The organism is Jannaschia maritima, assembly GCF_030973515.1.
Lineage (GTDB): Bacteria > Pseudomonadota > Alphaproteobacteria > Rhodobacterales > Rhodobacteraceae > Jannaschia > Jannaschia maritima.
In genome coordinates this window covers 1-17,586 of record NZ_JARGZA010000025.1, presented here as the reverse complement: position 1 = coordinate 17,586, position 17,586 = coordinate 1, and the positions used below count along the sequence as shown (strand labels likewise).

Genomic DNA, 17,586 nt, shown 5'->3' with positions numbered 1-17,586 from the left:
TGCACGGGGGGTGTACGGGGGGTGTACGGGGGGTGCACGCCGGATCCGGCCCGTTCGAAGCCGCGAAAGATCGTTACCCCAAGGCCCCCGGCAGCCACATCGCGATGCCCGGGAACGCGATCAGGGCCAAGGCCATGAGCAGCATGATCAGCGCGAACGGGACCGCCCCCAGCATCACCTCGTTCAAGGACCCCGACCGCCTGGCGCCTTGAACGACGTACAGGTTCAGACCCACGGGCGGCGTAATCAGCGCCATCTCGATCAAGACGATCATCAGGATCCCGAACCACACCGGGTCATACCCCTGCGCCACGACGATCGGCACCACGATGGGGATCGTCACCACCATCAGCGACAGCGTTTCTATGAAGAATCCCAACACGATATACAGCAGCACGACCACGAGGATCGTGCCCAGCGGACCCAGCCCCAGACCGTCCAGCACGGCGTCGATCTCGCGCCCCAGGCCGGCGGAGGCCAGGGTGAAGTTCAGGAACGACGCCCCCAGCACGATCAGCATGATCATCGCCGTGACCTTCACCGTCCCCAGCAGCGCCTGGCGCAGCATCGAAAGGGTGACGCCCCCGAACGCCGCCGCGATGGCCAGGGCGCCCGCGACGCCGACCGCCGCGGCCTCCGTCGGCGTGGCCCACCCCCGATAGATCGAGCCGACGATGACGGCGAACAGCAGTACGATCGGCACGAGATCCACTAACGCCCTCAGCATGTCGCCCAGCGGGAACGTCCGCCGCTGCCCGCCCAGCCCGGGCCGGACCAGGCACAGGGCGGCGACCGCCGCCATGAAGCACAGGGCCAGCAGCAGGCCCGGGACCAGCCCCGCCAGGAACAGCTGCGGGATCGAGGTCTGCGTCAGGAACCCATAGACGATCAGGTTGATCGACGGCGGGATCATGATGCCCAGCGTCCCCCCCGCCGCGATGGCGCCCGAGAACAGCTTCGGGTCGTAGCCCAACCGTTCCGCCTGCGGCATCGCCACGGTGGCCACCGTGGCGGCCGTCGCCACCGACGACCCCGACGTGGCCGAGAACATCGTCGCCGTGGCCACGTTCGCATGGACCAGCCCGCCCGGCAGCCAACTGACCCAACGGTCCAGCGCGGCATAGGTCCGGGCCGCCACGCCCGACCGGACCAGGATCTCGCCCAACAGCACGAAGAACGGGATGGCGATCAAGGTCGCGTTGTTCGACGTCGACCAAACCATGTTCCCCAGGCCCCGCGACAGGGGAAAGGCCGAGAAGAACGCGTCCACCCCGAAGCCCAGCAGGAACAGGACGATGCCCACCGGGATCGACAAGGCCAGCAGGCCCAGCAGTCCCGCCGCGACCGCGCCGATCACCGCGCCGCGTCCCGCTCCGCGAAGGCCCCGACCGCGCTCTCCGCCTCCGCCATGCGGCCCCGGACGACCAGCGACAGGGCCAGCAGGGTCAGGAGGCAGGACATGACGGCGAACCAGACCCATCCCGCGAACCACGGCCCCTGCACCCAGGCCAGCGGCGTCTCGAGCGGGGTGTTGGCGCGGCTGCCGTTGACCACGGAGCGTTCGAGCACAGGCCACGCCTTCGCGGCCACGAACGTGACCGTCGCCGATACGACCACCATGCAGCCCACGTCCAGGACCGCGCGCGCGGTCGGGCCGCCCCGCGCGCGCAGCAAATCGATGCGGACATGCGCCAACTCCAGAAGCGCATAGGCCATGCCCCAGGCCGTCCCCAGCGCCATGGCATAGCCCGCGACTTCCTCCGTGCCGCCGAAGGAATGCAGGTCCAGGCCCCGCAGGACGACGTCCAGGAGGACGAAGCCCGCGCAAAGCAGCAGCATCGCCCCCGCCGCCACGGCCACGCCGGCGTTCAGCCGGCGCAGCCGCGCGATCCAGGCCAGTTCGGGGGCCGGGTGCCGCGTCACTCGATCGTCACGCCCACGACCTCGCCCACGGACCCGTTCCAGCGCTCGGCCCAGTCATCGCCCGACCGTTCGGCCCAATCGGGCAGCACCTCGGACGTCAGGATGGTGCGCGCCCGCTCGAAGTCCGCGTCCGACGCCTCGACCAGGGTCATGTCGCGCGCCTCGCCCGCGGGGCATTCGCCGTTGCCCGTCAGGCAGGCGATGTCGTCCACCAGCGCCGTTTGCGCCGAGGCCCAGGCCGGATCCTCGAACTCGGTCGCGATCGCGTCCTCCATCGCGGCCTGCGTGCCTTCGTCCAGGCCGTTCCAGCGGTCCAGGTTCATCGCCGTGACGACCGGATCCCAACCGCCCAGGGGCAAGGGCATCAGATGGGTCGACACCTCCCACCACCCCGCCGAATAGCCCGATCCAGCACCCGTCACGGCGCAGTCCACCACCCCGTTCTGCAACGCGCCCGGCACCTCGGAGAACGACACGTTGACCCCTTCGGCGCCCAGCGCCTCCAGCAGCTTGGCGGTCATACGGCCCGACGCGCGGACCTTCAGACCCTGCAAGTCGTCCAGGCCCGCGATGTCCGCGTTGCAGAACACGACCTGCGGCGGATAGGGCGCGATGGCCAGGACCTTGGCGTTGAAGCGGTCGCGATAGATGTCGTCCACCATCGGCCGGGCCGCGTCGACCATGGCCCGCGCCTCGTCGGCGGTGGTCGCCAGAAGCGGCACGTCCAGCCCTTCCAGTTCCGGCGCGTCGGCCACGGCGTAGTCCGCCACCGTCATCGCCACGTCATAGACGCCCTGCCCCAGCAACGGAAAGACGTCGCCGACGCCCAGGTTCATCTGGTTGTGGGTGGTCAGTTCGACGGCCAGCCCGTCGACGGCGGCGGGCAGGGTCTCGGTCCAGAAGGGCGCCTCGTATTGCTGGTGCAACGGCAGGCCGGACCAGCTGCCCACGACGGACAGCGTCTCCTGCGCGGCCAGCGGGGTGGACAGGGCGGTGGCGGCCAGCAGGGCCAGGGGAAGGGTCTTCATGTCGTCGCTCCATGTCGGGTGGGGGATGTGCCGGTTCCGGCGGTCGGGGGCATCGGCTGCCCCAGGTCTTCGGCCACGTCCGCGATCAGCATGTGGCCGGGGGCGTGGGTGATGCAGACGGGAAGGGCAGCGTGGCGCAGGACGTTCTGCGGCGTGACCCCGCAGGCCCAGAAGACGGGCACCTCGCCCGGCCGGACGTCCACCGCTTCGCCGTAGTCGGGGACGGACAGGTCCGCGATGCCCAGCGCGGCCGGATCGCCCACCGCGACGGGCGTGCCGTGGGCATGGGGATAGGCCGCGCTGATGGCCGTCACCGCATCCACGCGGTCCAGCGGGATGGGCCGCATCGAGACGACCATCCCGCCGCGGAACGGGCCCGCGGGGACCAGCGGCAGCGTGGTGCGGTACATGGGCACCGTGCGGTCCATGGCGACGTGGCGCGGCGTCAGGCCGGCGCGCGCGAGGGCGGCGTCGAAGGTGAACGAGCAGCCCAGCGCCACGGTCACCAGGTCGTCCCGCCAGAGATCGACGATGTCCGTCACCTCCCCCGCCAGCGCGCCGTCGCGGAACACGCGGTAGCGCGGAACGTCCGTGCGCACGTCGATGCCGTCCCCCAGCCCGGGAAGCCCCGGCGCGCCGGTGTCCGACACGCCCACCACGGGGCAGGGCTTCGGGTTGCGCTGGCAGAACCGCAGGAAGTCCAGGGCGAAGCGTTCGGGCAGGATCGCCAAGTTGCATTGCAGCCGACCGGCGGCCAAGCCTGCCGTGTGACGTCCGTAGCGGCCCGCCCGGATCGAGGCGCGCACCTGCGGCGGCGGCAGCAGGGACAGGGCGGCATGGGTATCCTGGTGCATGTGCGGCAAACGATCCCCCGGCGGATGCCCCCTCGGTATGGCACCGCGGTCGGATAAGGCCAAATCGTCATTCGCTATCCGACCCGATAACGAAATGCGATCACCCACCGTCGGCCTGCCAGCGCCGCGCCACGTCCACCGCCAGCTCGGCCCCCGTCTCGGCCAGGTGGTTGCGGGGCTCGGTCAGGTGGGATGCCGTGAACCGCAACGGCGAGACGGGAAGGCCCGGATCGAACGCCTCCACCCGCCCCTCCGCCAGGGCGGCGCGTGCGATGGCCGCGGGATAGGGGCCGACGGCCACCCCTTCCGCGATCATCCGCAGGCTCGCCGACAGCGACGCGGAGGTATAGATCCGCACCCCCGGCCCGTGCGCGCGGGCCAGCATCTCCGCCAGCTCCCGATGGGGCCGTGTCTGCGCGGCATAGGAGATGACGGGCGTCCGGGTCAGGTCGATCCGACCCGCCCCCGCCGCCTTGAACCAGCGCAGCCCGAAGGCCGGCAGGTCGTGGTTGACCACCGTGAACTCCGAGACCGGGCCCATCAGGAAGGCCAGGTCGACGCGGCGCTCCAGCAGCATCGCGCGCAGGTTCAGCGAGATGTCGACCGTCAGGTCCAGGCGCACCTGCGGGAACGCGGCGCTGATCGCCTTCAGGAAGGCGGGCAGCCAGGACTGCGCCACGGTTTCCGAGGCGCCGATCCGGAACAGGCCCGACAGGCCGGACCGGTCGGCGACCTGCTTCCGGATCTCCTCCTCAACGAACAGCATCTGCTCGGCATAGGTCAGCAGGGACTGACCCTCCCGGGTCAGGACCAACCGGCCGGGCAGGCGGTCGAACAGGCGCGCGTGCAACTGCGCTTCCAGTGTGGCGATGCGGGTCGACACGGCGGGCTGGGACAGGTTCAGCCGCGCCGCCGCCCGGCGCACGCCGCCCAGCTTCGCCACCCACAGGAAGGTGCGCAACTGTTCCAGGGTCACGGGGCGGTCCGATCCATGGGCGGGATGATGCCATCGCCAGGCACCCCGGGAAACCACCGAGATCCGCCCTCGCAATGTCCGAGTGATCTTGTCAGATTTGCCGAAGACCCAGCCCGCGCACCGATCCCCGCGCCAGCCTGGACCCAAGCGAGGTTTCGCCATGACGTCCGATCGTCCCAACCCGACCCCCGTCGATGCCCGTCCCCATGCGCCGGACCGGCCCGTGGGTCCCTGCCCCATCCGTGTGCTCGACCTCCTATGGGAAGGGCGCGCCCCGTCGGAGGGTGTGCTGGAATCCCTGCTCGACCGGGTCGAGGCCCGGCGGGAGCGGGGGTCGTGACCACCACCGCCGCCCCATCGACCGACGCACGCGCGGACGCCTTCCCCGGACCCGTCCACCGGATCGAGGATCTGTTGCGCGGCCACGACGAGGCGCGGATCGTCCTGGGCCCGCACGTCTATACCCTGCGGCTGACGCGCGCGGGCAAGTTGATCCTGACCAAGTGACGCGGTGGCGGACGGGCCCCCGACGTCCTAGGTCGGACCCGTCCCCGACCGGAAGGTGCCATGCCCAAGACCCCCAGCCCCTGCATCGGCGTATGCAAGTTCAAGCGCCCCGGCCCCGCCGGCGCCCATTGCATCGGATGTTCGATGACGAAGGACCAGAAGCGGCTCGGCAAGGCCGCGAAGGGACGGGCGATGGCCGCCTTCGTCGCCTTGGTCGTGGCACAGCAGCAGGCGATGGGCCGCTATCGGCATTGGCGCCCCGCCTATCTGAAGCGGTGCCTGAAGAAGGGCGTCCCCGTGCCGGAAGCCGTGCGGCGGACGGGTTGAGCTCGCGGCCCCGCGCGCCCCGTGGGCTCAGTCCCTGTGGGTCAGGGACACGAACACGTCCTCCAGGCTCGCCTCCTCCGTGCGCACATCGCGGATGGTGATGCCCGCGCGGTGGACCGCGTCGATCAGTTGCTCCGGCCCGGTCCTGCCGCGCATGTAGGTCAGGGCGATCGACCCGTCGGGGCGGTGCTCGACCTCCACGCCGTCGGGGGGATCGATGGCGCCGGCCTCACCGTCGGGGACGATCACCATGGTCTTGCCGTCCAAACGGTTCAGCAGGTTCGCGGTCCGGTCGCGCACGATCAGCTCGCCATCGCCGATGATGGCGATCTCGTCGCACATCTCCTGCGCCTCCTCCAGGTAATGCGTGGTCAGGATGATGGTCATGCCGCGGTCCCGGTTCAGGCGACGGACGTTGCGCCACAGCATCTGGCGCAGCTCGATGTCCACGCCCGCCGTGGGCTCGTCCAGCACCAGGATGTGGGGGTGGTGGACCAGCGCCTTGGCCAGCAGCAGGCGGCGGCGCATGCCCCCCGACAGCGTGCGGGCATAGGCGTCGGCCTTGTCGGCCAGGCCCACCAGGTCCAGGATCTCCATCGTGCGGCGATCGGCCTTCGGCACGCCGTAGAGGCCGGCCTGCACCTCCAGGGCGCCCGCGGGGCTGAAGAACGGGTCGAGGTTCAGCTCCTGCGGCATGACCCCGATGGCGGCACGCGACTGGCGCGGGTTCACGTCCTGATCGAAGCCCCAGATCCGGACATGGCCGGCGGACTTGCGGACCAGCCCGGCCATGATGTTGATCGTCGTGGACTTGCCCGCCCCGTTGGGTCCCAGCAGCCCGAAGATGCTGCCCGTTGGGATCGTCAGATCCAGGTTCTTCAACGCCTCCTTGGGCGGCGTCCGGCCGTCCCCGGCATAGGTCTTGCGCAACCCTTCGATCTCGATGGCGTTGGACATGGGCACCTTCCTGGGCAGGCTTGCGGGGTCAGGGGCGATGCCCTAGGCCGGGTCGCACCTAGCCCCCCCCGCGCCGCCCGGCAACCGACGAGGCACATGCATGACGACCGGCACCCCGCGCTATCCCAGCCGCCAGACCGACCTGCCCCCGCCGGAGGTCGAGACGGTCGATACCCTGCGCGTGGCCTGCGAGGGCGGCGGCGGGGCGTCGGGGCACCCGCGCGTCTGGCTGACGATCGACCCGCAGGTGGGCTGGGTCGAATGCGGGTACTGCGACAAGCGGTTCGTGCTGGAAGGCGACGGGCACTGACACCCGCTTGAACCCATCCGCCGTCGCAGGCAGGGTTCCCCCGTCATTCGGGGAGGATGCGACCATGACGTTCAGGACCACGATCGCCGCCGCCGCGCTGGCGCTGCTGGCGATGCCCGCCGCCGCGCAGGAGCGGATCACCTACAAGTCGGCGAAGGCCGGCTCCAGCTACTACCAGATGGCCGTGCAGCTGGCCGAGGCCTTGAAGGGCACCGCCGACGTCACGGTGGAGGAGAGCCAGGGCTCCGTCCAGAACGTGATGGAGGTGCGCGGACGCGGTGGGGAATACGTGTTCACGACGCCCCCGGGCCTGATCGCGGCCGCCCAGAACGCCACCGGCCCGTTCGAGGGCAAGGGCGCGCCCGCCTTCGACGGCATCCGCGCGCTGTTCCCCATCCCGTCGCTGACGATGCACTTCGTCGTGTCCGAGGGCACCGGGATCGAGACCTTCGCCGACATGGCCGGCAAGACCATCCTGCTGGGTTCTGGCAGCTTCGGCGCCCGCGAGGGCGAGAAGTACCTCGACCTGTTCGGTGTGGCCGACAGCGTCGAGATCGCGGACGCGGAGCTGTCCAACGCGGTCGCGGCCTTGAAGAACGGGCAGATCGACGGGTTCGTCACGGCGGGCAGCTATCCCGCGCCCAACGTGATCGAGGCGGCGGCCAGCACCGGCGTGCGCGTCCTGTCGCTGGACGACGCGCAGGTCGAACGGACGGGCCGCACGCGGCTGGTCATCCCCGCGGGCACCTATGCGGGGCAGGACGCGGACGTCGTGACCACGTCCCTGCCGGTGGTGGCCTATGCGACTGACGGGATGTCTGACGACACGGCCTATGCACTGACCAAGGCGTACTGGGAGAACAAGGACGCCCTGGGCGGGTCGGCCGCCTGGTGGGACGGCGTGACGCCCGACATGATCGGCGCCGTGACGACGCGGGTCCATCCTGGCGCGGCCCGCTACTATGCCGAAGTCGGCGTGACCGTCCCGCAAGGCTGACGTGACGGTCGCCGCGACGGCGCTCCCCCCGACGCGCGCGGAGGGGGCCGGCGTCCTGTGGGTCGGGCTGGGCGCGCTGACGATCGCGGCGCATGTCGGGCTGATCCTGTACGGGCTGGTCCCGAACCTGGTGGCCCGCCCGCTACACATGGCCCTGCTGCTGCCGTGGGTGTTCGTCGCGGGCACCGCGGGCTGGCGCGCGGGGCTGGGCTGGGCGCTGGCGGGCGCGGGCATCGCCGCCTGCCTGTGGATCGCGGCGAACCACGCCGCGCTGCGGAACCAGTACGGCTTCCTCGAAGGGCCGGGGCAGACAGCGCTGGCCGTCCTCCTGCTGGCCCTCGTGCTGGAAGGCGCGCGCCGGATGATCGGCTGGCCCCTGCCGGCGGTCGCCGCGGCCGCCCTGGCCTATGGCCTACTGGGACAGCACATCCCCGGCACGTTCGGACACCCGGGCGTGCCCTTGGCGTCGTTCCTGGGAACGCTGACGATCGCGGAAGGCGGCATCTGGGGGTCGCTGACAGGCATATCCGCAGGCGTGGTCGCGGTGTTCGTAATCTTCGGCGCGGTCCTGAACGCGGGCGAGGCGGGGGCGGGCTTCATGAACGTGGCCGCCGCCGCCGCCGGTCGCCTGCGGGGGGGCGCGGCGAAGGTGTCGGTCCTGTCGTCCGCGCTGTTCGGATCCATCTCCGGCTCGGCCTCCGCCAACGTGGCCTCCACGGGGGCCGTCACGCTGCCCACCATGACGCGCCTGGGCTATCCCAAGCGGATCGCCGCGGCGGTGGAGGCGGTGGCCTCGTCGGGCGGGCAGATCATGCCGCCGCTGATGGGGGCGGGTGCCTTCGTCATGGTCGAGCTGACGGGCGTCCCCTATACCGGGATCATGGCGGCGGCGCTCCTGCCGGCGGCCCTGTACTTCTGGGCGGTCTGGGTCGGCATCGACGGCTTCGCCGCGCGCCACGACCTGCGCGGCCTGGCGGCGGAGGATCGGCCCGCCCGGCGCGACGTCATCGTGACCTCGGCCTTCTTCCTCGTGCCCTTCACGATCCTCCTGCTGATGATGTTCGCGGGCGGCTTCACGCCGCAATACGCCGCCGTGGCTGCCATCGCCGCGGGGTTCGTCCTGCTGGCCTTCGACGGGGACGGCCCGGCACCGGGCAGGCTGCCCGGCCGCCTGGCCGCCGCCTGCCTGGCGGCGGGCCGGCAGGTGGCGATGATCGGGGCCATCATCCTGTGCGCGTCGATCGTGATCGGGGTGCTGGGCATCACCGGGCTGGGGGTCAAGCTGACCTCCGCGATCCTGGCGGGCGGCGGCGGCACGCTGGCGGGTGCGCTGGCCCTGACCGCCTTGGCCTGCCTGCTCCTGGGGATGGAGGTGCCGACCACGGCTGCCTACGTCATCTGCGTGTCGGTCGCGGGGCCCGCCCTGCAGCAGCTGGGGTTGGAGCCCCTGCAGGCCCACCTGTTCGTGTTCTGGTTCGCGCTTCTGTCGACCATCACGCCGCCCGTCTGCGGCGCGGTGTTCATCGCCGCCGGCATGGTGGCCGAGAACTGGCTCCGCGTGGCCGTCACCGCCATGGCGCTGGGCCTGGGCCTCTACCTGATCCCGCTGGGCATGGTGGCCCAACCCGCGCTCCTGCAAGTCGCGGACCGCCCCGGCGCGGCGCTCGTGGCCTTCGCCGCCGTGGCCCTGGGCCTGGCGCTGCTCAGCCGGGCCGTGATCGCGCCGGGCGGGGCGTTGATGCGCATCCTCGCGGGGGCGGCGGGGCTGGCGGCCATCCTGGGGCCCGGCCTGCTGCGATGACCGTCCAGCGGCCCGCGGCCGGGGTGGCGTGGGGGTTCACGGAGGCGTAACCCGTTGACCGATTTGAAAGGGAACGGGGAAAGTGGCGCAACGTTAACGAATAGACGCCTTACACATCCGCGGGTGGACGCTAGAATCGAACCATGACCGACGCCGACGCAGACACGATGGGAACGAACCCGAACCGCCCCTACGACCGGGCGGAACGTCTCAGCGACGCCGTGGTCCACCTGGCGGGCCTGACCCTGGCCCTGGCCGCGGTTCCCGTGCTCATCACGCTGACGGCCATCTGGCACGGCACGCTGACCGGCATCCTGGGCGTCACGATCTATGGGGTCAGCCTGATCGCCATGCTGTCCGCGTCGCTGGCGTACAATCACGTCTATCATCCCGGGTGGCAGGAAGCCCTGCGCCGCCTCGACATGTCGGCCATCTATGTGAAGATCGCGGGCACCATCACGCCCTTCGCGCTGCTGTCCGGGGCCGGATCCGGGTTCCTGGCCGCGATGTGGACCGCCGCCGTGGTGGCCACGGCGACCGTGTTCCTGCGCCGCCGCCGGTCCACCGCCCTGTCCATCGGGATCGGCCTGGCGATGGGCTGGGCCGTGCTGCTGGGCGGCGGCGCGGTGATCGCGGCAGTCAGCTGGCCCGTGCTGGGGCTGATCGTGGCGGGCGGGCTGCTCTACACGCTGGGGACGCCGTTCCTGATGGCCGAACGCCTGCGCTACCACAACACGATCTGGCACGCCTTCGTGGTCGCCGCGTCCGTCATCTACTTCATCGCCGTCTTCCTGCACGCCGCGCAATCGGTGATGACCGGCTGACGCCGCCCGGCGCGGCCGCGCCGCGTGCCCATCGAAGGAACGCCGGGACGCGTTCCCCCCGACCCCACGACGCCTCCGGACCGTTGTCCGGGTCCCGTCCGACGACGACGCGGGCGCATCGCGGGGCCAGGGGGCGCGTTCCAGGCGGACCTTAGTACGACCCGTGGCAATGCTTGAACTTCTTCCCCGATCCGCAGGGGCAGGGATCGTTGCGGCCCGGGTTGCCCCAGGTGCTCGGATCGTCCTCCACGAACCCGACCTCTCCCCCGCCCGCGGCCACGGGCTCGGTCACGGGCTGGGGCTTGGCCGCAGCCTGGACCGCGGCCTGCTGCTGGGCGATCTGGCGCAGCATCGCCTGGCGCTCCTCGTCCGACAGGGGGCGGATGGCGGCCAGCTTCTTGCTGACTTCCACGCGCAGGGAATCGAGCATCCCCTCGAACAGTTGGAAGGCCTCGGTCTTGTACTCGTTCAGCGGGTCGCGCTGCGCATAGCCGCGGAACCCCACGACCGAGCGCAGATGCTCTAGCGTCAGAAGATGCTCGCGCCACTTGGCGTCGATCGTCTGCAGCAGGACCTGCTTCTCGATGGACCGCATCTGCTCGCCGAACGCCTTCTCCTTCTCGGCCATCAGCGCATCGGTCGCCTCGTACAGACGCTCGCGGATCACCTCCTGATCGACGCCGTCCTCGTCGGCCCATTCGACCACGGGCGCGTCCACGCCCAGCGTCTCCAGGGCGGCGGCGTACAGGCCCTGCGCGTCCCACTGGTCGGCATAGGTCTTGGGCGGCAGGTGCTCGTCCACCAGATCGTCCACTACCTGCTGACGCATGTCGCGGGTGATCTCGGCGATGTCCTCCGCCTCCATGATCTCCAGGCGCTGCTCGAACACCGTCTTGCGCTGGTCGTTCATCACGTCGTCGAACTTCAGCAGCTGCTTGCGGACGTCGAAGTTGCGCCCCTCGACCTTGGCCTGCGCGCGCTCCAGGGACTTGTTGACCCAGGGGTGGACGATGGCCTCCCCCTCCTTCATGCCCAGCGTGGACAGGACCTTGTCCAGGCGGTCGGACCCGAAGATCCGCATCAGGTCGTCCTCCAGCGACAGGAAGAACACCGACCGCCCCGGATCGCCCTGGCGGCCCGACCGGCCGCGCAGCTGGTTGTCGATGCGCCGCGATTCGTGACGCTCGGAGGCCAGCACGAACAGACCGCCGGCCTCCTTCACGCGTGCCTTCTCGTCCGCGACCTCCGCCTCGATCCGCCCGCGAACGGCGTCCGGGTCGGCCTGCGGGTCTTCGGCGATGGCCTGCAGGACCCGCATCTCGACGTTGCCGCCCAGCTGGATGTCGGTGCCGCGCCCGGCCATGTTGGTGGCGATCGTGATCGCGCCGGGCTTGCCCGCATCGGCCACGATCTGGGCCTCCTGCTCGTGCTGGCGAGCGTTCAGGACGTTGTGCGGCAGCCCCTCCCCCTCCAGCATCCTGGCGATCATCTCGGACTTCTCGATCGACGTGGTGCCGACCAGCACGGGCTGACCACGCTCGTGGGCCGCCTTGATCTCGTCCACCATGGCCGCGTACTTCTCGCGCGCCGTGCGGTACACCTGGTCGTGCTCGTCCTCCCGCGCGATGGGCTGGTTGGTCGGCACCTCGACCACCCCCAGCCCATAGATCGATCCGAACTCCTCCGCTTCCGTGGTCGCGGTGCCGGTCATGCCCGACAGCTTGGCGTAGAGCCGGAAGTAGTTCTGGAACGTCACCGACGCCAAGGTCACGTTCTCGGGCTGGATCTTCACGCCCTCCTTCGCCTCGATCGCCTGGTGCAGGCCGTCCGACAGGCGGCGGCCGGCCATCATGCGGCCCGTGAACTCGTCGATCAGCACGACCTCCCCATCGCGCACGATGTAGTGCTGGTCCTTCTGGAACAGCTTGTGCGCGCGCAGGCCCTGGTTCACGTGGTGGACCAGCGTGGTCGATTCCGGATCGTAGAGCGACTGGCCCTCGGGCAACAGGCCCGCGATCGACAGGCGTTCCTCCAGCCACTCGTTGCCCTCGTCGGTGAAGGTCACCTGGCGCGTCTTCTCGTCCAGGGTGAAGTGGTCGTCCTGAACCTCCGGGATGATGCGGTCCATCGTCTGGTACAGGTCGCTGCGGTCCTCCGACGGGCCGGAGATGATCAGGGGCGTGCGCGCCTCGTCGATCAGGATGCTGTCCACCTCGTCCACGATGGCGAAGTTGTGGCCCCGCTGCGCCATGTCCGCCTTGCTGGCCCGCATGTTGTCGCGCAGGTAGTCGAACCCCAGCTCGTTGTTCGTGGCGTACGTCACGTCCGCGGCATAGGCCGCGCGCTTCTCGGGGTCGGGCTGCTGGGGCACCACGACGCCCGTGGTCAGGCCCAGCGCGGCGAAGACCTTGCCCATCCATTCCGCGTCGCGCCGCGCGAGATAGTCGTTGACCGTGACGATGTGCACGCCCTTGCCCGTCAGGGCGTTCAGATAGGCCGGAAAGGTCGCCACCAGGGTCTTGCCCTCGCCGGTCTTCATCTCGGCGATGTTGCCCCGGTGCAGGAAGATCCCGCCCAGCAGCTGCACGTCGAAGGCCCGCAGCCCCAGCGCGCGGCGCGCGGCCTCCCGGCAGTTGGCGAACGCCTCGGGCAGCAGGGCGTCCAGGCTCTCGCCGCCCTGCGCGCGCGCCTGCAGGGCGCGCGTCCGCTCGACCAGGCCCTCGTCGGACAGCGCCTCGAACTCGGGCTCCAGGGCGTTGATCTGCGCCACCGTCTTGCGCGTCGTCTTGACCAGCCGGTCGTTGGAGCTGCCGAAGACCTTCTTCGCGATGTTAGAGAATCCGAGCATCCTGCCTCACCCTTGCCGCCCCGGCGGCAGGCCCATATCAGTTCTGTCAGACACGATGTCGACGGGGCGCGGCCGGGCGGTGGAAATCCGATCCCGGTCACCTAGGACCGCCCCGTTCGGGTGTCAACGAAGCCCCACGGCCGAAGGGCGCGACGCCCGGAAAGGTGATCGAAGATGCGCACGAAGACCCTGGCCGCCGCCCTGGTCCTGGCCGCCCTGCCCCTGGCCGCGCCCGCCCAGGACGCCGACACGGTGCTGGCCACCGTGAACGGCACGCCCATCACCCTGGGCCACGTCGTGTCGGCCTACGAACGGCTGGACCCCCAGCAGCGCCAGGTCCCGCCCGAAGCCCTGCTGCCCGCGCTCCTGGACCGCCTGATCGCCACGCAGGCCCTGTCCGACGTCGCGATGCAGCAGCTCACCTATGCCGACCAGATCGCGCTCGAGAACCAGACCCGCGACCTGCTCGCGGGGCGGATGCTGAACCGCTTCGCCCAGTCCGCCATCACGGAGGAGGCCCTGCGCGCGGCCTACGACGAGATGATCGCCGACATGCCCGATGGCGTGGAATGGAACGCCTCCCACATCCTCGTGGACACGGAAACGGAGGCCCGCGCGATCAAGGCGCAGCTCGACGACGGCGCCGACTTCGCCGCCCTGGCCCGCAGCGAATCCACAGGCCCCTCCGGCCCGAACGGCGGCAACCTGGGCTGGTTCGGCGCGGGCCAGATGGTTCCCGCCTTCGAGGAGGCCGTGGGCGGCCTGGAGACGGGCGGCGTGTCCGACCCCGTGCAGACCCAGTTCGGCTGGCACGTGGTGAAGCTGAACGACCAGCGCGAGGTGCAGGGCCCCACCTTCGACGAAGCCCGCGCCCAGTTGGAGGAACGCCTGGCCCAGGGGGCCGTCCGCGCCGAGATCGAGCGCATCCGCGCGGAGGCCGACGTGACCGAGACGGGGGCGGAGGTCGATCCCGCGACGATCGCCGACACCGACCTCCTGGACCGCTGAAGGGGACTGCGCGATGGGCAAGGGCCGGAAGAGCAAGGACCTGAAGAAGGCCAGGAAGAAGGTCGCCAAGCTGAAGGCCCGCGTGAAGGACCTGGAACGCCGGGTGGCCGACGGGGGCCCCGCGGCCGAACCCGCCGCCCCCGCGGGCGGCAAGGCGCCCCCCGCCGCGGCCCCCCTGGCCCAGCCCCTGCCAGACCTGCCCGCGGTGCCCGGTGTGCGCTTCGCTACGGCCAAGGCGGGCGTGAAGTACCGCAACCGCACCGACCTGATGCTGGCCGTCTGCGACCCGGGCACGACGGTCGCGGGCGTGTTCACCCGGTCCGCCACCCGCTCGGCCGCCGTGCTGGACTGCCAGGGCAAGCTGAAGGCGGCCCGCGGCAAGGCGGGCTGGGCGATGCTCGTGAACTCCGGCAACGCGAACGCCTTCACCGGGGCCGCGGGGGCGGAGGCCGTCGCGGCCGTGTCGCAGGCGGCCGCCAAGGCCGCGGGCGTGCCGGCCACGCGCGTGCTGACCGCCTCCACCGGGGTGATCGGCGAACCCCTGCCCACCGACCGCATCACCGCGGCGATGGACGACCTGGCGGCGGGGCTGGACGACCGCGGCATAGCCGACGCGGCCCGGGCCATCATGACGACCGATACGTTCCCCAAGGGCGCCGTCCGCACGGTGCCGCTGGGCGAGGACACGGTCACCGTCGCCGGCATCGCCAAGGGGTCGGGCATGATCGCCCCCGACATGGCGACGATGCTGGCCTACGTGTTCACGGACGCGAAGGTCGGCGGGAAGGCGCTGGCGGCCATGCTGTCCGACCTGACGGCCAAGACCTTCAACGCCATCACCGTGGACGGCGACACCTCCACCTCGGACACGCTGGTCCTGGCCGCCACCGGCAAGGCCGGCCCCGCGATCGCCTCGGCCCGCACGCGGGCCGGCCGCGACCTGAAGGCCGCCCTCTACGAGGTCCTGCAGGATCTGGCGCTCCAGGTGGTCAAGGACGGCGAGGGCGCGACGAAGCTGGTCGAGGTGCGCGTGGACGGCGCGGCCAACGCCGCCGACGCCCGCAAGGTCGCGGCCTCGATCGCGAACTCGCCCCTGGTGAAGACCGCCATCGCGGGCGGTGACGCCAACTGGGGCCGCATCGTCATGGCCGTGGGCAAGTCGGGGGCGGCGGCGGACCGCGACACCCTGTCGATCCGCTTCGGCGACATCGCGGTCGCCACGGACGGCCGGCGCGCCGACGGCTACGACGAGGCGGCGGCGGGCGCCTACATGGCCCGCGACCACATCGTCATCGGGGTGGACCTGGGCCTGGGCGCGGCGTCGGACGTCATGTGGACCTGCGACCTGACCCACGGCTACATCGACATCAACGCCGATTACCGCTCCTGACGACCCCCCCCCGGGGGGGGCCGGGATGGGCAGGCGCCCTACGCCGCGGCGCCGTGCAGCCCGGCCACGTTGGCGTCCAGGTGCGCGACGTTCGTGGTGCCGGGTATCACCAGAACGTTCGGCGACCGCATCAGCAGGGCCTGCAGCGCCGCGCCAGGCTCCGCCTTCGCGCCGTGCGCCATGGGGTCCGCGCCCAGGGGCCCGTGCGGCACGTAGGCGATGCCCTGCCCGGCCAGCCAATCGATCAGCGCCTCCTCCTCGGGGTTCGCGTCGTCGGCGGGCGAGTACCGGTTCTGCACGGCGGCGACGGGCGCCACCGCCTGCGCGGCCTCCACGTCGGCGCGGGTCACGTTGGACAGGCCGATCATGTCGATCTTCCCGGCCCGGCGTGCCTCGTCCAGCGCCGCGACGCTTTCGGCGATGGGCGTCGTGCCGTCGGGCGAGTGCACGTAATAGAGGTCGATCCTGCCCACCCGCAGGTCGCGCAGGCTGTCGCCCAGGTGCCGCGCCATCGCCGCGGCCGACGTGTCCCGCGTCATCGAGGTGGCGTCCTTGTCCACGCCGCCCTTCGACGCGACGAACATGTCGCCATAGGTGCCGTCGTCGCGCAACAGCGCGTCCGCGACGATGCGTTCGTTCCAATGCGGGCCATAGGCGCGCGCCGTGTCGATGTGCTGCACGCCCAACTCGCGCGCCCGGCGCAGCAGCGCCACGCCCGCATCCCAATCGGGATACGGCCCATAATTGCGGGGCTGCCCCGTCAGGCGCATCGCGCCATAGCCCATGCGGCGGACGGTGCGGCCGTTCGGGAAGGTGAAGGTCGTGGGGATGGCATCGGTCATGTCGTGTCCTTTCGGGTATGACGACGAAGATACCCGCGACCCCACGAAACGGTAGCTGCATGACGCGAACGACTGTTATACGCCGGACGAATGACGACCCGGTTCGACCGCCTCGGCTTGCTGGCCACCTTCGTTCGGGTCGCCGAACGTCGCTCCCTGACTGCGGCGGCCCGCGACCTCGGCCTGTCCCAGCCATCCGTGTCCCGTCAGATCGCCGCCCTGGAGGACGCGCTCGGAACGTCCCTCCTGCGCCGGACCACGCATGACGTGACCCCCACGCCCGACGGGACGGCCCTGCTGGCGGATGCGCGCCGCCTGCTCGCGGAATGGGAGGTCCTGCAGGACCGCCATCGGGCGGAGGCCGCGTTGCGCGGCACGATCCGCGTCGTGGCCCCCGTCGCGCTGGGTCAGACCCTTCTGGTGCGGGGCCTCGCCCCGTTCCTGACCGCGCATCCGGACCTGTCGATCGACTGGCGGTTGCAGGACGAACCGATCCGCTGGGCCGAAGCGGGCTGCGATGCCTGGATCAAGGTTGGATCCGTGCCGGACGACACCCTTCTGACGCAGGTGCTGGGCCAGGTGGAGCGTTTGGTGGTCGGCCACCCCTGCCCGTCCGACGCGTCACCCCTGGCGGACCGGCCCTGGATCACCCTGGGCCCGTTCGAAGGGGACGCGATCGACCTGCTGGACGACGCCGGACGCCATCACCGCTTCACAGTCCGCCCCCGTCTGGCCAGCGGCAACATCTTCGCCGTGTTGGAGGCCGTCCGGGCGGGGCTGGGCGTCGCCATCCTGCCCCGGTGGCTGGTCGCGGCCGACCTGGTCGATGGCACCCTCGTCGATGCCGCCCCCGACCTGCGCGCGGCCCGCCTGCCGGTCACGCTGGCCACCGCCCCCGGTGCGCGCCGCCCGGCCCGGGTGGAACGCTTCCGCGACGCGTTGGTCGCATGGGGGAAGGCGCATCTGGAACCGTGACCGTGGCGGATCCGGTCCC

The 17,586-nt window shown here is 71.0% G+C and carries 18 protein-coding genes; 10 read left to right on the top strand and 8 right to left on the bottom strand.

Annotated features, from left to right (window positions below; translation table 11 throughout):
* Positions 1 to 73 precede the first annotated feature (73 nt).
* From P0084_RS17235 to P0084_RS17215, 5 genes are all read right to left on the bottom strand, one after another.
* The gene (locus P0084_RS17235) at positions 74 to 1,357 is read right to left on the bottom strand and encodes a TRAP transporter large permease (RefSeq protein ID WP_308918124.1); all 1,284 of its coding nucleotides are present in this window, start codon (positions 1,355 to 1,357) and stop codon (positions 74 to 76) included.
* Positions 1,354 to 1,923 carry a TRAP transporter small permease subunit gene (locus P0084_RS17230; RefSeq protein ID WP_308918123.1) on the bottom strand — a complete coding sequence of 190 codons (570 nt, stop codon included), beginning with the start codon at positions 1,921 to 1,923 and terminating at the stop codon, positions 1,354 to 1,356. The genes P0084_RS17235 and P0084_RS17230 overlap by 4 nt, the downstream gene beginning before the upstream one ends.
* Positions 1,920 to 2,951 carry a TRAP transporter substrate-binding protein gene (locus tag P0084_RS17225; protein WP_308918122.1) on the bottom strand — a complete coding sequence of 344 codons (1,032 nt, stop codon included), beginning with the start codon at positions 2,949 to 2,951 and terminating at the stop codon, positions 1,920 to 1,922. The genes P0084_RS17230 and P0084_RS17225 overlap by 4 nt, the downstream gene beginning before the upstream one ends.
* A complete protein-coding gene (locus P0084_RS17220) occupies positions 2,948 to 3,805 on the bottom strand; it encodes a putative hydro-lyase (protein ID WP_308918121.1) in 858 nt (285 codons plus the stop codon). The genes P0084_RS17225 and P0084_RS17220 overlap by 4 nt, the downstream gene beginning before the upstream one ends.
* A gap of 100 nt (positions 3,806 to 3,905) precedes the next feature.
* Positions 3,906 to 4,781 carry a LysR family transcriptional regulator gene (locus P0084_RS17215; protein ID WP_308918120.1) on the bottom strand — a complete coding sequence of 292 codons (876 nt, stop codon included), beginning with the start codon at positions 4,779 to 4,781 and terminating at the stop codon, positions 3,906 to 3,908.
* 160 nt (positions 4,782 to 4,941) lie between these two features.
* Between P0084_RS17215 and P0084_RS17210 the strand changes: the two genes are divergently transcribed.
* From P0084_RS17210 to P0084_RS17200, 3 genes are read left to right on the top strand one after another with little or no spacing between them, the layout of a single operon-like run.
* On the top strand, positions 4,942 to 5,121 hold the full coding sequence (locus tag P0084_RS17210) for a hypothetical protein (protein ID WP_308918119.1): 180 nt from the start codon (positions 4,942 to 4,944) through the stop codon (positions 5,119 to 5,121).
* On the top strand, positions 5,118 to 5,288 hold the full coding sequence (gene hemP / locus P0084_RS17205; RefSeq protein WP_308918118.1) for a hemin uptake protein HemP: 171 nt from the start codon (positions 5,118 to 5,120) through the stop codon (positions 5,286 to 5,288). The genes P0084_RS17210 and hemP overlap by 4 nt, the downstream gene beginning before the upstream one ends.
* A 60-nt stretch (positions 5,289 to 5,348) precedes the next feature.
* A complete protein-coding gene (locus P0084_RS17200) occupies positions 5,349 to 5,615 on the top strand; it encodes a DUF1289 domain-containing protein (protein WP_308918117.1) in 267 nt (88 codons plus the stop codon).
* Positions 5,616 to 5,642: 27 nt separating this feature from the next.
* Here the strand turns inward: P0084_RS17200 and P0084_RS17195 are convergent, their stop codons facing one another.
* The gene (locus P0084_RS17195) at positions 5,643 to 6,572 is read right to left on the bottom strand and encodes an ABC transporter ATP-binding protein (RefSeq protein ID WP_308918116.1); all 930 of its coding nucleotides are present in this window, start codon (positions 6,570 to 6,572) and stop codon (positions 5,643 to 5,645) included.
* A 100-nt stretch (positions 6,573 to 6,672) separates the two neighbouring features.
* Between P0084_RS17195 and P0084_RS17190 the strand changes: the two genes are divergently transcribed.
* The 4 genes from P0084_RS17190 to trhA all read left to right on the top strand — a co-directional run bounded on the left by P0084_RS17190 (position 6,673) and on the right by trhA (position 10,504).
* Positions 6,673 to 6,882 carry a zinc-finger domain-containing protein gene (locus P0084_RS17190; protein WP_308918115.1) on the top strand — a complete coding sequence of 70 codons (210 nt, stop codon included), beginning with the start codon at positions 6,673 to 6,675 and terminating at the stop codon, positions 6,880 to 6,882.
* Positions 6,883 to 6,946: 64 nt separating this feature from the next.
* Positions 6,947 to 7,879, top strand: a complete 933-nt coding sequence (locus P0084_RS17185; RefSeq protein ID WP_308918114.1) for a TAXI family TRAP transporter solute-binding subunit — start codon at positions 6,947 to 6,949, stop codon at positions 7,877 to 7,879.
* Position 7,880: 1 nt separating this feature from the next.
* Entirely contained in the window at positions 7,881 to 9,680 is a 1,800-nt protein-coding gene (locus P0084_RS17180) for a TRAP transporter permease (RefSeq protein WP_308918113.1), read from the top strand.
* A 143-nt stretch (positions 9,681 to 9,823) separates the two neighbouring features.
* The gene (gene trhA / locus P0084_RS17175; RefSeq protein WP_308918112.1) at positions 9,824 to 10,504 is read left to right on the top strand and encodes a PAQR family membrane homeostasis protein TrhA; all 681 of its coding nucleotides are present in this window, start codon (positions 9,824 to 9,826) and stop codon (positions 10,502 to 10,504) included.
* Between the two features lie 151 nt (positions 10,505 to 10,655).
* Here the strand turns inward: trhA and secA are convergent, their stop codons facing one another.
* On the bottom strand, positions 10,656 to 13,352 hold the full coding sequence (gene secA / locus P0084_RS17170; protein WP_308918111.1) for a preprotein translocase subunit SecA: 2,697 nt from the start codon (positions 13,350 to 13,352) through the stop codon (positions 10,656 to 10,658).
* A 174-nt stretch (positions 13,353 to 13,526) separates the two neighbouring features.
* On the opposite strand from secA, the gene P0084_RS17165 reads away from it, so the two are divergent.
* Both P0084_RS17165 and argJ read left to right on the top strand, forming a co-directional pair.
* Positions 13,527 to 14,360 (top strand): peptidylprolyl isomerase, encoded by an 834-nt coding sequence (locus P0084_RS17165; protein ID WP_308918110.1) that lies wholly within the window; start codon positions 13,527 to 13,529, stop codon positions 14,358 to 14,360.
* 13 nt (positions 14,361 to 14,373) lie between these two features.
* Positions 14,374 to 15,750 (top strand): bifunctional glutamate N-acetyltransferase/amino-acid acetyltransferase ArgJ, encoded by a 1,377-nt coding sequence (gene argJ / locus P0084_RS17160; RefSeq protein ID WP_308918109.1) that lies wholly within the window; start codon positions 14,374 to 14,376, stop codon positions 15,748 to 15,750.
* 38 nt (positions 15,751 to 15,788) lie between these two features.
* On the opposite strand, the gene P0084_RS17155 is transcribed toward argJ, so the two are convergent.
* Positions 15,789 to 16,592: an aldo/keto reductase gene (locus P0084_RS17155; RefSeq protein WP_308918108.1), complete on the bottom strand. Its 804-nt coding sequence runs from the start codon at positions 16,590 to 16,592 to the stop codon at positions 15,789 to 15,791.
* A 90-nt stretch (positions 16,593 to 16,682) separates the two neighbouring features.
* Here P0084_RS17155 and P0084_RS17150 point away from each other — a divergent pair, with 90 nt between their 5' ends.
* Complete coding sequence (locus P0084_RS17150; protein ID WP_308918107.1) at positions 16,683 to 17,567, top strand: LysR family transcriptional regulator; 885 nt, start codon at positions 16,683 to 16,685, stop codon at positions 17,565 to 17,567.
* Positions 17,568 to 17,586: the final 19 nt, after the last annotated feature.

Bases quoted from the DNA above. Each gene is read 5' to 3' on its own strand.
- P0084_RS17225 (WP_308918122.1), bottom strand. From the start codon at position 2,951: ATGAAGACCCTTCCCCTGGCCCTGCTGGCCGCCACCGCCCTGTCCACC.
- P0084_RS17220 (WP_308918121.1), bottom strand. From the start codon at position 3,805: ATGCACCAGGATACCCATGCCGCCCTGTCCCTGCTGCCGCCGCCGCAG.
- P0084_RS17210 (WP_308918119.1), top strand. From the start codon at position 4,942: ATGACGTCCGATCGTCCCAACCCGACCCCCGTCGATGCCCGTCCCCAT.
- P0084_RS17200 (WP_308918117.1), top strand. From the start codon at position 5,349: ATGCCCAAGACCCCCAGCCCCTGCATCGGCGTATGCAAGTTCAAGCGC.
- P0084_RS17195 (WP_308918116.1), bottom strand. From the start codon at position 6,572: ATGTCCAACGCCATCGAGATCGAAGGGTTGCGCAAGACCTATGCCGGG.
- P0084_RS17190 (WP_308918115.1), top strand. From the start codon at position 6,673: ATGACGACCGGCACCCCGCGCTATCCCAGCCGCCAGACCGACCTGCCC.
- P0084_RS17185 (WP_308918114.1), top strand. From the start codon at position 6,947: ATGACGTTCAGGACCACGATCGCCGCCGCCGCGCTGGCGCTGCTGGCG.
- trhA (WP_308918112.1), top strand. From the start codon at position 9,824: ATGACCGACGCCGACGCAGACACGATGGGAACGAACCCGAACCGCCCC.
- secA (WP_308918111.1), bottom strand. From the start codon at position 13,352: ATGCTCGGATTCTCTAACATCGCGAAGAAGGTCTTCGGCAGCTCCAAC.
- P0084_RS17165 (WP_308918110.1), top strand. From the start codon at position 13,527: ATGCGCACGAAGACCCTGGCCGCCGCCCTGGTCCTGGCCGCCCTGCCC.
- argJ (WP_308918109.1), top strand. From the start codon at position 14,374: ATGGGCAAGGGCCGGAAGAGCAAGGACCTGAAGAAGGCCAGGAAGAAG.
- P0084_RS17155 (WP_308918108.1), bottom strand. From the start codon at position 16,592: ATGACCGATGCCATCCCCACGACCTTCACCTTCCCGAACGGCCGCACC.
- P0084_RS17150 (WP_308918107.1), top strand. From the start codon at position 16,683: ATGACGACCCGGTTCGACCGCCTCGGCTTGCTGGCCACCTTCGTTCGG.